The organism is Vagococcus hydrophili, from assembly GCF_011304195.1.
GTDB classification, from domain to species: domain Bacteria; phylum Bacillota; class Bacilli; order Lactobacillales; family Vagococcaceae; genus Vagococcus; species Vagococcus hydrophili.
On record NZ_CP049887.1, the window covers coordinates 2,236,071 to 2,248,764 of the forward strand.

Sequence of the window (12,694 nt, forward strand, 5' to 3'; positions counted from 1 at the left end):
TAAATGATGGAGACGAAAATAATCCATCCAGAACAAATTGAAGAAGCAGTCGAAGCTATTAAGAAGGGTGAACTTATCTCATTCCCAACCGAAACAGTGTATGGACTAGGTGCAGATGCAACTAATGAAAAGGCTGTTAAACAGGTATATCAAGCAAAAGGTCGTCCAAGTGATAATCCCTTAATCGTTCATATATCGAAAGTGGAACAGGTCTTGAATTTTACAAATGAATTCTCTGAAACGGCTCAGAAATTGGCAGATGCATTTTGGCCAGGACCACTAACATTAATTTTTGATTTGAAAAATAAAGAGGTTTTACCTAGTGCTGTCACAGGCGGTTTAACAACAGCAGCTTTTCGGATGCCAAATAATGAGTTAACGTTATCTTTAATTGAAAAATCAGGAAAAGTCTTAGTTGGACCTAGTGCGAACACATCAGGTCTCCCAAGTCCAACAACAGCGCAACATGTGTATCATGACTTAGTTGGTAAAATTTATGGTGTATTAGATGGTGGGGCATGTCAAGTAGGTGTTGAATCAACGGTTTTAGATTTAACGAGTGAGGTTCCCACCATTTTAAGACCTGGTGCCATTACGTTACAACAAATTCAAACAGTTATCGGGAATGTCCAAATCGACCAACACATTATGAGCGAAAAAGAAGCACCTAAAGCACCTGGCATGAAATATAAACACTATTCACCAGAAACGCCAGTCATGATGATTGATAAAGAAAATAAGGATTGGCAAGAAGCGATTGATTGGTATTTAGGGCAGAAAAAAAGGGTTGGTATTTTAGCTAATGATGAAATTATTTCAAAATTAATAGGTTATCAAGAGAGTTTTTCTCTGTCTAAAACAAGAGACATTTCAGAAGCGATGCGTCATTTATTTGCTGGATTAAGAGCTCTTGATACAAAAGAGAAGAATTTAGATATTATTTTAGCAGAGAGTTATGAAGAAAAAGACGAAGGTTTAGCCTATATGAACCGATTAAAGAAAGCTTCTAATCAAAAAAAATATCAAAAATAGCAAATTCTGTGATACAATGTATGTAAATAATGAATGTGAGGTGCTTTTATTAATGGATTATAAAAAATCAGATGCGGTCCTATGGGATGCTATCGAAAATGAGCAAAATCGTCAAGAGAACACAATTGAGTTGATTGCATCGGAGAATTTTGTCTCAGAAGCAGTCATGGCAGCACAAGGTAGTGTTTTAACAAACAAATATGCTGAAGGATATCCAGGCAGACGTTATTATGGCGGATGTGAATTTGTAGATGTCGTCGAAAATTTAGCGATTGATCGTGTGTGTGATTTATTTGATGCTAAATTTGCCAATGTTCAACCTCACTCTGGTTCTCAAGCGAACACAGCGGCTTATTTGTCACTTGTTCAACCAGGAGACACAATTATGGGAATGGATTTAACTGCAGGTGGTCATTTAACACATGGTTCAGCGGTTAACTTTAGTGGAAAAACATACAATTTTGTTTCTTATGGTGTCGATCCTGTGACTGAAGTCATTGATTATGAAGTTGTTAAAATTTTAGCAAGAAAGCACCAGCCAAAACTAATCGTAGCTGGAGCAAGTGCTTATTCAAGAGAAATAGATTTTAAACGTTTTAGAGAAATAGCTGATAGCGTGGGTGCTAAATTAATGGTAGATATGGCTCATATTGCGGGCCTTATTGCAACTGGTTTACATCAAAACCCAATGCACTATGCAGACGTTGTAACATCAACAACACATAAAACATTAAGAGGACCACGTGGTGGTGTTATCTTAACAAATGATGCTGATTTAGCTAAAAAAATTAATAGTAATATTTTCCCAGGAATTCAAGGTGGACCGCTAGAGCATGTGATTGCTGGTAAAGCAGTAGCATTCAGAGAAGCTTTATTACCTGAGTTTAAAGAATACAGTGAGCAAGTTGTAAGCAACGCTAAAGTTATGGCTCGCGTAATCAATCAATCAACAGGCCCAAGATTAATTAGTGGTGACACTGATAATCACTTGTTATTAATTGATGTGACTGGCTTTGGCTTAACTGGAAAACAAGCAGAAGCTATTTTAGATAGCGTGCATATTACCGTGAACAAAAACACGATTCCCTTTGAAAGCCGTAGTCCGTTTGAAACGAGTGGTATTCGTATTGGAACACCAGCGATTACATCTCGTGGCTTTAAAGAGAGCGGCGCACAAAAAATCGCTGAATTAATTGTGGAAGCACTGACTCACTTTGAAAATGAAGCTGAATTAACACGCATTAAAGCAGATGTAGCTGAGTTATTAACAGAACATCCACTATATAAATAAAATTTTTTAGGTAATTGACTAGTCAATTACCTTTTTTTCGGATACAATAGATAAGAATAAATTTTAAAGGAGAATCGCGATATGGGAAAATTTCAAGTTATTGATCATCCGCTAATTCAACACAAATTAACAATTATTAGAGAAAAAAATTGTGGGACTAAAGTTTTTCGTGAAGTAGTCGATGAGATTGCTATGTTAATGGCTTATGAGGTATCTCGTGATATGCCTTTAGAGGATATTGAGATTGAAACACCAATTGGGACATCAATTCAAAAAACTTTATCAGGTAAAAAAGTGGCGATTGTACCGATTTTAAGAGCGGGTATTGGTATGGTAGACGGCATGTTACAATTAATTCCAGCTGCTAAAGTTGGACACGTTGGTTTATACCGTGACGAAGAAACGTTAGAACCAGTGGAGTACTTTGTTAAATTACCAGCTGACATTGCTGAACGTCAATTATTCGTTGTTGATCCAATGCTAGCAACGGGTGGATCTGCTATTATGGCAATCGACTTACTTAAAAAACGTGGCGCAACAAACATTAAATTTGTTTGTCTTGTAGCTGCTCCAGAGGGAATTAAAGCACTTCAAGATGCTCATCCTGATGTTGATATCTATACGGCAGGTTTAGATGAAAAATTAAATGAAGCTGGCTACATCGTTCCTGGTCTAGGAGACGCTGGTGACCGTTTATTTGGTACTAAGTAAACAAATAGGTTCAAAATATAGGGAGAGTCTGACGGTTTTAAGTCAGCTCTTTTTATTTTAGGGGATAAACAATGAAAAGACATCTAACAATTTTATCTGTTTTTGCTTTATTGATAGGTGGGGTTAGCTTCTTACTAATCAAAGAATACGAAAAAACAGATAAAAATAATACAAAAGACAAACAAACAGAAACAAGTGAGACAGAAAAAGAAGTTAAAGAAGAGAAGAAAACAGTTGATGAAGAAATTGCGGATTATGTGAATCAACTCTCTTCAGCTGAAAAAGTGGGACAACTCTTTCTAATCAGCGTACCTGAAGAAAACACCTTGTCTGATATTGAGAAGTACAATCCAAGTGGCGTTGTATTATTTGGTCGAGATATCGAAAAAGAAACCAAAACAAGTTTAACTGATAAAATTAGTGGGTTTCAAAAAGAAAGTCATATTCCGCTCTTGGTTGCTAGCGATGAAGAAGGTGGTACAGTAACACGTGTGAGCCAGAATAGAGAAATAGTTGAAACTCCTTTCAAATCACCTCAAGAGATTTATAAAGAAAGTGGGATAGACGGTCTGAAGAAAGAAACAAAAGAACGTTCGGAGTTACTGAAATCTCTAGGAATCAATCTTAACTTAGCGCCTGTAGCAGATGTTTCTACTGAGAAAGATAGTTTTATTTTTGAGCGTAGCATGGGAATGGATGCTAAAGAGACCAGTCAAGTGATAACTGAGATGATTAAGGTAATGAATGAAGTTAAGATTGGTAATTCCTTGAAACATTTTCCTGGGTACGGGGATAACAAAGATTCTCACACAGAAATAGTCTACGATGAGAGAAAAGTATCTGACCTAAAGAAAAATGATTGGTTACCATTTGAAGCAGGAATTGAGGCAGGTGCTGGCAGCGTATTGATATCTCATAATATTTTGAAAGATTTAGATGATAAAAAGCCTGCTTCCTTATCAAAACCAGTTCATGATGCTTTGAGAAACGATTTGAAATTTTCAGGCGTCATCATAACAGATGATATGGACATGAAAGGTTTAACAGAGTTTACTTCACAAAAAGAGGGGGCTTTGGAAGCTATCATGGCAGGAAATGATTTAGTGATGACTTCTCATTACCAAGAACAAATTCCTTTTATTTTGGAAGAAATGACTAAAAATGAGGAATTAAAAAAACGGGTAGATGAATCAGCGACTCGTGTGATTAAATGGAAGTACGAACTTGGATTGCTTTCTTTTCCATAAGAGTTTGATATACTAATTAAGAAAGTGAGTGAGTATTTGATGTTAAGCATAAAAGAATTTTTAAAAGCTGATTTAACAACTGTCTCAAACTTGTTATTAACTAATTATAGAAAAATTGGTTTATCAGACCATGAATTTTTGTTTTATCTACAATTATTGAAGTACCAACAAGAGGGAAATTATTTTCCAGAATTAGGGGAGATTTCAGAGGTCATGATGATCTCTGTCGAGGACTTGTATTCTTTACTTCAATCATTAAATGATAAAGGGATAATACGTATAGAAACCTTAACAAATAATCAAGGTCAAACAGAGGATCGCTATGACTTGACCTTGATTTTTGATAAATTAGCTAACTATTTAGAACAACAAGAAGTCAAAGTTGCTGAGGTCCAAAGTGAAAATAAAATCAGCAATTTATTTCAAACCTTTGAAATTGAATTTGGAAGACCTTTGTCACCAATTGAATACGAAACGATTCAAAGTTGGTTAAATCAAGATAAGTATGAAGTTGAATTAATCGAGCTTGCTTTAAGAGAAGCGGTGTTAAATCAAGCATACAGTTTGAAATACATTGACCGAATTTTACTATCATGGGAGAGAAAGAACTTAAAATCTAAGCAACAAGTACAGCAAGATCAAAAGAAAAGAATGTCCCAAATCGAAGCTCAAAGTGAGTCAAGCAGTGAAGAGGAGCTACCTTTTGTGCCACTTCATAATTGGTTAAATCCCAATCAATCTTAGGTAGGTGAGAAAATGTTATCAGGAAAAAAAACGGTGGAAGCATTAGATAGAATGGAAGTGATGTTTCCAGATGCAAAAGGTGAACTGGATCATGAGTCCCCTTTTCAGTATTTAATTGCAGTGATTTTAAGCGCTCAAGCAACAGATGTTTCTGTTAATAAAGCAACGCCTAGTTTGTTTTCTGCTTATCCAACAGCTGAAACTTTAGCTAGAGCTCCTTTAGAAGACGTGATGTCACGAATTAAAACAATCGGTCTTTATAAAAATAAAGCAAAAAACATCATCAAAACAGCTCAATTATTAGTGAATGAGTATGAAGGTAAAGTTCCAGAGACAATTGAAGAGATGGTAAAACTTCCTGGTGTTGGGAAAAAGACAGCCAATGTGGTAGCAGGTGATGCCTTTGGTGTTCCTGCAATTGCTGTTGATACCCATGTAGAACGTGTTGCAAAAAGATTACGTATTTGCAAACAATCAGCGTCAGTAGTTGAAGTAGAAGAAGTGTTGATGAAGAAAATACCAAAAGAGAGATGGATTCAAGCTCATCATACGATTATTTTATTTGGTAGATATCATTGTGTGGCAAGAAAACCAAAGTGTGAAGGGTGTCCACTACTTGATATGTGTGTGGAAGGTCAACGGAATGTATAGAAAATCAGAGCTTAATCTCTGAATATTCAATATTTAAATAAGAAAAAGGCTGACAATAAAAATTGTCAGCCTTTTTGCTTAGTTTGCTTTTTTAGGTGGATCAACTGGTTTCTCTCCGCCATTTTCATTTCCGTTTTCTTCATCCTTTTTAGGAGGAACAGTCGATTGAGTTGGTGCCTCAGTCGATTGAGTCGGAGGAGGTGTTGTATCTTTAGGAGGCGCTACAGACTCTTTAGTGCTTGGTGGAGCCACGCTTTCCTTAGGTTGTTCTTTCTTCTCAGATTCTTGTACTGGTGCAGAGCTTTCTGGGTAAGAAGAGCTAGAAGTCTTATAAGTTTTCTTACTTTGAGAACCAAGGAATCCGTTTAAGTAAACTTCATTCCCAATTCTTGTCACATCTGCTGGTTGTTTCCAATCAGTGACTTCAAGATTTTGATAAAGGAACGTCATATAGTTACGGTAAATATCCATTGCAAGTTGCTCACATTCGATAGGTATTGGTTCTAAATAATCATTGTAACCTGTCCAAACAGCAAAAGAGTATTTTGGTGTGTATCCGACGAAAGTCACATCAGGTGAACCAACACCTAGACCTTTAACTTTAGGCAAATCTTCATCTGAATAGTTAGATTTACCAGTTTTACCGGCTTGAATTAATTGAGGTACTTGAGCATCAACACCCGTGCCTCGATTAATAACATCTTTCAGCATATCAGTAATAATATAAGCCGTAGATTCTTTCATCGCACGATTTCCATTAGGTTCAAATTTCTCTTCCGTACCGTCTTCATAAACGATTTTGTTAACGTATGAAGGTTCATAGTAAACACCACCATTAGCAAATGCAGCATAAGCAGAGGCTAATTGCTGTGAAGAACCTTGCATAGTAATTGCAGTAGATTCATATACCTCATTATCAAATCCAAGTTTTTTAATAAATTCTTTAGATTTATCGGTACCAACTTCATCAAGAGCTTTTAATGCAGGAACGTTACGAGAGTCAACAAGTGATTCTCTCATTGTTAAGGAACCTCGATAGGAACGATCATAGTTGTATACAGGTGTTCCACTACTCTGATATTTATAAGGTTCATCTACATAAATTTCACCAGAACCATGATTTAAGTCTTCAATACTTGGAGCGTAAGCTACTAAGGGTTTTGTCGTAGAGCCAATATCTCTTTTGTTTTCAACTGCACCATTTCTAGCGCGTAACCCTTGATCTTTTTGATTACGACTTCCAATTTGTGCGGTAACATTTCCAGTTTTAACATCCACTAAAGTAGCGGTTGCTTGGAATTCGTTATCTGGGAAGTTAATTTCAGTGTTTTCATTGTTGATTAAGTTATATAGATAAGTTTGAGCTTCCATGTCCATGTTTGTATAAACTTTTAAACCATCAGTATGGACGTTTTTCTTAGATTTTTTTTCAACTTCTTTAATAACTTCGGTAATATAGTTATCTGTAACAATATCAAGCGTTGAATCCTCTTTAATTGGAACTAGACCTTGATCAATTGGTTCAGCTACAGCCGCTTTATAATCAGCTTCTGAGATTTTTTTGTCTTTATACATTTCATTTAAAACAGTATCGCGTCTCTTTTTAGCATTGTCCTTTTGAGTATAAGGATCGTAATCATTAGGTGCTTGAGGTATTCCTGCAAGTAAAGCATACTGAGCAAGTGAAAGATCACCAAACTCTTTACCATAATATGTTTTAGCAGCAGTTTTCATTCCGTAGACACCATTAGCCATGTATACGCGGTTGATGTAATAAGTTAAAATCTCGTCTTTAGATTTTTTCTTCTCTAGTTCAACTGAAAGCCAAGCTTCTTGGGCTTTTCTTTTAATCGTTTGATCTTCTTTTTTATGAGAGAAGTAAGATAACTTGATTAACTGTTGGGTCAGGGTACTACCACCTTGACGATTATTACCTTTGATATTTGAAACAGCTGCTCCCATAATACGAATCGGATCCACGCCAATATGCTTTTCAAAACGCTTGTCCTCAATTGAGATAACCGCATCTTTCATCATTGGTGGAATTTCGTTAGGCTTAATAATTTCACGATTCTTTTCACCTAGGGTAACAATAGGGTTTCCTTTAATGTCATAAACTGTAGAAGAGCGTGTGTCTTCTAGTTTTTTGTAATCAAGGGCAGGCGCATCTTTTACATAGTAGAAAAAAGCAGCACTACCGATGACTAAAGGAATACAAATTAAAGTGAGTAAAATGATACACGTGATAAGTAGGATTTTACCTTTACTTTTTTTTCTTTTTTCGGGTCTAATTCTACCCGTGGGTCTATTCTCCATTAAAATAATCTCCTTCAATAAAATGTTGATCTAAAATGTTAAGATAGGGAATTCTAGGAACAAAACCAGCTTTAATTTCATGGCCCTCTTTTTCGATAACGGATAGAGGAATTGATTTTCTACCATCTGTTAATTGATTGTCCCAAAATTCGATTATAACACTGGAAGATACTAAAAAGTAACGTTCTGTGGCCGAGAAGTAAATCAGAACAAAAGTAATGCCATCTTGTTTTAAACAATTTTTCATATGGATGATTTGATGCTCATGAAAATTGCTTAATGGAAAAGAGGTTTTGTTTTTTGTTTGTTTTGCTTCAAAGTCAATATACTTACCTTTGTAAACGCCATTGTAGTCAGTTGTTGAGGCTTCTTTAAAGTAGGCTTCTTTAATCACTGCAGCACTTCTTTTCGGGTAATCAACAGAAACGATTTGAATGGGTGTAGGTTTTTTGTGAATAACAGCTATGCCCTTATCTAGGTAATATTGATTGGTTTGATTAATTTCAGCCTCAAAGCTCATTCCTCTATTAGCAAAGGTTACAGGTTTCTTCTGCTTCTTTTTACTAGTTGAAAATGTTCGGTTAAGGCTTCCTTTAGGGTAATTTATAGTCAGATATATCACACTCCTAGTCTGTATTATATCAAAAAATTTATTACAATGAAAAGAAAATAAGTTAAATCTTCACATTTAATAGGAATATATTAAGTATTTTTAAATTTTTTTAATAAAATAGTTGTTTTATAAGGAAAAAATCTTTATAGTATATATGGATAGAACAATTTTCAATTTGATTTATGAAATAAAATTAGATATAATTGAAATATTATGTGCTGTTTTTTTATCAGTGTTAATTAGTAATTAAAAAGAGGTGTATTAATTGGCTAAATTAGTGTATTCAGCTAGAGATATTTTACAAAAAGAGTTTAAAACTAAAGTCAGAGGTTATGACCCAATTGAAGTTGATGAATTTTTAGATAATGTTATCAAAGATTATGAAGCTTATAATCAAGAGTTGTTAGCCTTAAAAGAAGAAAATCATCGCTTAGTTAACAAAGTGGATCAATTAACACAGAATCAAGCGACTTTATCAAGAATGAAACAAGATGCACCAAAAACAACAGCAGTGACTAACTTTGACATTCTAAAACGTTTGTCTAATTTAGAAAAACATGTTTTCGGTAGCAAATTAGAAGAAGCACCAGCATCTGATATTTCAGACAATGCTAAAAGCATGCTAAACAACGCAGCGCAACGAGTATTAGATGAAAAAGAAGATTTAGACGCAACAAGACGCTTCTAAGAAAAAAATGAATAGCAATCTGTAGTTTTCGGATAATCGCAGCTGTAAAAGGTTGAGGAAAGTCCATGCTCGCACAAACTGAGATGTTTGTAGTGTTCGTGCTTAATGAAAAAATAAGTTAAGGTATTCTTTTTTTAAAAGAATAACGGCAGAAAAAACAGCTAAGGTGTTAAAGCTATGCTGGAGTATTCTTGAAAGTGCCACAGTGACGAAGTAATTTTAGAAATAAAATTAGTGGAACGGGTAAACCCCTCGAGCGAGCAACCCAAACTTATGGTAGGGGCACCTTTTTCAAGGAATTGAACTTAGAAAAGGGACAGAGTAATCTGTAGACAGATGGTTATCGTCAATAGTTGTCCTGACAATTATTGATACAGAACATGGCTTACAGAAAACTACAGCATTCAGGGTTGCCTTCCTTAATTTATTTTTTGGAAGGCTTTTTTTATAGATAAATTTTAAAAAAAGGAAGATTATAAATGAAAGAATATAAATTAGTTGCAACAGCTGCTAGTGGGATTGAAGCACTAGTAGGAAAAGAATTAAGAGATTTAGGTATCGAGTGCCAAGTTGAAAATGGAAAAGCTATTTTTAATGGCAATATTGAAACGATTGCCATGACTAATCTATGGTTAAGAACAGCTGACCGTGTAAAAATAATTGTCGCTGAGTTTGAAGCGACAACGTTTGAAGAACTATTTGAACAAACAAAAGCAATTGCTTGGGAAGATATCTTACCAATGGATGCTGAATTCCCGGTTGCTGGAAAATCAATTAAATCAACTTTATTTAGTGTTTCAGATTGTCAATCAATTACTAAAAAAGCGATTGTTACTCGCTTAAGTGAGTATTATTCAAGATATGGTCGTTTACCAGAGTCGGGAGTTAAATTTCCACTCGAAGTGGCGTTACTTAAAGATAAAGTAACCATTACATTAGATACAACAGGACCAAGTTTGTTTAAACGAGGGTATCGAATGGAAAAAGGTGGGGCACCACTTAAAGAAAATATGGCAGCAGCTATTATTCAATTAACTAATTGGCGCAAAGATCGTCCGTTTTATGATCCAGTATGTGGTTCAGGAACATTTTGTATTGAGGCAGCTCTAATGGGTCGTAATATGGCACCTGGTCTTAATCGTGAGTTTATGTTTGAATCATGGCCATGGGTAGATAAAGTAGCAGTTGAAAAAGTTCGTGAGGAAGCGAAGAGTAAAATAGATCACGATGTAAAATTAGACATTACGGGAACAGACATTGATCCGAAAATGATCGCAATTGCAAAAAGAAATGCTGATGAAGTTGGTTTAGGGAACGACATTACCTTTAAACAAATGAATTTAAGTGATTTTACGACTGATAAAGAATATGGTGTTATTGTTGCCAATCCGCCATACGGTGAACGTTTAGGTGAGGAAGAAACGGTTCAGGCATTATATAAGCTAATGGGTAAAACGTATCGTTCAATGCCAACATGGAGTAAATATTTCTTAACAAGTGATTTAACCTTCGAAAAACATTACGGACCAAGATCAACGAAGAAAAGAAAATTATATAATGGGGCATTACGTACTGATTTATTCCAATACTGGGGCACACGTCCTCCAAGAAAACCAAGAGAAGAGAGGGAATAAAATGACTAAAGAGCAAGAATTTTTAGCTTACTTAAAAGAAATTTCATTGCTTCAAGAAGCAGTTGGCCTATCTGAATGGGATAGCCAAACTGGTATGCCTGAAAAAGGAGCTACTTACCGTGCTGAAATGTCTAGTTATTTATCAGGAATGGCCTTTGAAAAATCAACGAACCAAACCATGAAAGATTACTTAACATATTTTGAAGCCAATCAAGACGAGTTGTCAGATTTTGGTAAACAAGTTTTTGCAAAAACAAAAGAAAATTTTGATTTAAACAATAATATTCCTGTAGATCGTTTCCAAGCTTTCTCAAAATTAACATCAAACGCGCATAGTATTTGGGTAAATGCTAGAGAAGCTAAAGATTACGCTATCTACAAAGAAACCTTAGAAGAAATTATTAAAATGACGAAAGAATTTATTCCTTTGTGGAAAAAATCTGAAGCGACAAACTATGATGTTCTTTTAAATCAATACGAACCTGGTATGACAACAGCTATTTTAGATGATGTCTTCAAACAAGTTAAAGATGGCATTATGGCTATTAGAGCGGAGATTGAAGAAAAAGGAACGACTCCACGTACTGATTTTGTCAGCTACAATGTGCCAATCGAAAACCAAAGAGAATTCGTCTCAACAGTTATCGAAAGAATTGGTTACGACTTTTCTAAAGGTCGTTTAGATGATACAGTTCATCCTTTCATGTTGAACTTAAACCGAAATGACGCTCGTATTACAACAAGATGGGCTGAAAATGACTTCACGATGGCGACATTAGGTACGATTCATGAAGCAGGTCACGGCATGTATGAACAACACGTGGACGCTAAATATGATTACACACCACTTGCTGGTGGAACTTCTATGGGAATCCATGAGTCACAATCATTATTTAATGAAATTATTGTGGGTGGAAGTAAAGCCTTCTGGAGTAAACAATATCCATTATTACAATCATTAACTGGTGATACATTTAAAGGGATTGATAATGATACATTCTACAAGGGGCTTAAAGAAACAAAACCAAGTCTTGTTCGGATTGAATCAGATTCATTAACTTACCCATTACACATTATTATTCGTTATGAAATCGAAAAAATGATTTTTAACGATGAAATCGACGTGGCAGATCTTCCAAAAATCTGGAACGATAAATATGAAGAGTATTTAGGTATTCGTCCAGAAAATGATTTAGAAGGTATCCTACAAGATGTTCACTGGGCTGGTGGGAGCTTTGGTTACTTCCCATCATATGCTTTAGGTTATATGTATGCGGCCCAATTACATCATGCCATGAACAAAGTCATGGATGTAGAAGAAATTCTAGCGTCAGATGATTATTCAGCGATTCGCGAATGGTTAACTGAAAACATCCATCAATACGGAAGTTCAAGAAAACCAAATCAATTAATTATGGATGCAACAGGCGAGAGCTTAAATCCACAATATTTGATTGATTACATGAAAGATTTATATTTTGATGTTTATCAAGTGAGATAGACATTATTAAGTACTTCTAATTAATTTTAGAGGTGCTTTTTTTTATTTTCCCCAGTTGCTAGGATCTAAACGCTTTTTTCACCACGCTGATGTAGTCTGGTATAAAAAATCTGCTCCTGCGGCAACTTCAAAAACCACAATCAATCCGAAAAGCATGGATTGTTTGTGATTTCCTCCAGTTGCTTGGAGCAAACCTATTTTTTATACACGCTGATTATCCATTTTCTATGGCTCTTTATGTCAATAGTATAGGTTAGTATAGTTTA

General features: G+C 35.2%; 11 protein-coding genes and 1 other RNA gene. 10 read left to right on the forward strand and 2 right to left on the reverse strand.

Annotated elements, in window-relative coordinates:
• Window positions 1-6 precede the first annotated feature (6 nt).
• The 6 genes from G7082_RS10885 to nth all read left to right on the forward strand — a co-directional run bounded on the left by G7082_RS10885 (window position 7) and on the right by nth (window position 5,676).
• Window positions 7-1,032: an L-threonylcarbamoyladenylate synthase gene (locus G7082_RS10885; RefSeq protein WP_476718517.1), complete on the forward strand. Its 1,026-nt coding sequence runs from the start codon at window positions 7-9 to the stop codon at window positions 1,030-1,032.
• 52 nt (window positions 1,033-1,084) lie between these two features.
• Window positions 1,085-2,323 (forward strand): serine hydroxymethyltransferase, encoded by a 1,239-nt coding sequence (gene glyA, locus G7082_RS10890; RefSeq protein WP_166035105.1) that lies wholly within the window; start codon window positions 1,085-1,087, stop codon window positions 2,321-2,323.
• Between the two features lie 81 nt (window positions 2,324-2,404).
• Window positions 2,405-3,034, forward strand: coding sequence for a uracil phosphoribosyltransferase (upp, locus tag G7082_RS10895; RefSeq protein WP_166035106.1), 630 nt, complete (start codon window positions 2,405-2,407; stop codon window positions 3,032-3,034).
• Window positions 3,035-3,105: 71 nt separating this feature from the next.
• Complete coding sequence (locus G7082_RS10900; RefSeq protein WP_166035107.1) at window positions 3,106-4,281, forward strand: glycoside hydrolase family 3 N-terminal domain-containing protein; 1,176 nt, start codon at window positions 3,106-3,108, stop codon at window positions 4,279-4,281.
• A gap of 39 nt (window positions 4,282-4,320) precedes the next feature.
• Window positions 4,321-5,025, forward strand: coding sequence for a DnaD domain-containing protein (locus G7082_RS10905; RefSeq protein ID WP_166035108.1), 705 nt, complete (start codon window positions 4,321-4,323; stop codon window positions 5,023-5,025).
• 12 nt (window positions 5,026-5,037) lie between these two features.
• A complete protein-coding gene (nth, locus tag G7082_RS10910; protein ID WP_166035109.1) occupies window positions 5,038-5,676 on the forward strand; it encodes an endonuclease III in 639 nt (212 codons plus the stop codon).
• A gap of 78 nt (window positions 5,677-5,754) precedes the next feature.
• Here nth and G7082_RS10915 read toward each other — a convergent pair whose 3' ends face one another.
• Together G7082_RS10915 and recU are read right to left on the reverse strand one after the other, a co-directional pair.
• Window positions 5,755-7,992: a PBP1A family penicillin-binding protein gene (locus G7082_RS10915; RefSeq protein ID WP_166035110.1), complete on the reverse strand. Its 2,238-nt coding sequence runs from the start codon at window positions 7,990-7,992 to the stop codon at window positions 5,755-5,757.
• Window positions 7,982-8,605, reverse strand: a complete 624-nt coding sequence (recU, locus tag G7082_RS10920; protein ID WP_238842728.1) for a Holliday junction resolvase RecU — start codon at window positions 8,603-8,605, stop codon at window positions 7,982-7,984. Before recU ends, G7082_RS10915 begins: the two co-directional genes overlap by 11 nt.
• Window positions 8,606-8,870: 265 nt before the next feature.
• On the opposite strand from recU, the gene gpsB reads away from it, so the two are divergent.
• The 4 genes from gpsB to G7082_RS10940 all read left to right on the forward strand — a co-directional run bounded on the left by gpsB (window position 8,871) and on the right by G7082_RS10940 (window position 12,428).
• Complete coding sequence (gene gpsB / locus G7082_RS10925; protein WP_166035112.1) at window positions 8,871-9,293, forward strand: cell division regulator GpsB; 423 nt, start codon at window positions 8,871-8,873, stop codon at window positions 9,291-9,293.
• Between the two features lie 24 nt (window positions 9,294-9,317).
• Window positions 9,318-9,686: RNase P RNA component class B (gene rnpB / locus G7082_RS10930), an RNA gene on the forward strand.
• Between the two features lie 86 nt (window positions 9,687-9,772).
• On the forward strand, window positions 9,773-10,927 hold the full coding sequence (locus tag G7082_RS10935) for a THUMP domain-containing class I SAM-dependent RNA methyltransferase (protein ID WP_166035113.1): 1,155 nt from the start codon (window positions 9,773-9,775) through the stop codon (window positions 10,925-10,927).
• A gap of 1 nt (window position 10,928) precedes the next feature.
• Window positions 10,929-12,428, forward strand: a complete 1,500-nt coding sequence (locus G7082_RS10940) for a carboxypeptidase M32 (protein WP_166035114.1) — start codon at window positions 10,929-10,931, stop codon at window positions 12,426-12,428.
• Window positions 12,429-12,694 lie beyond the last annotated feature (266 nt).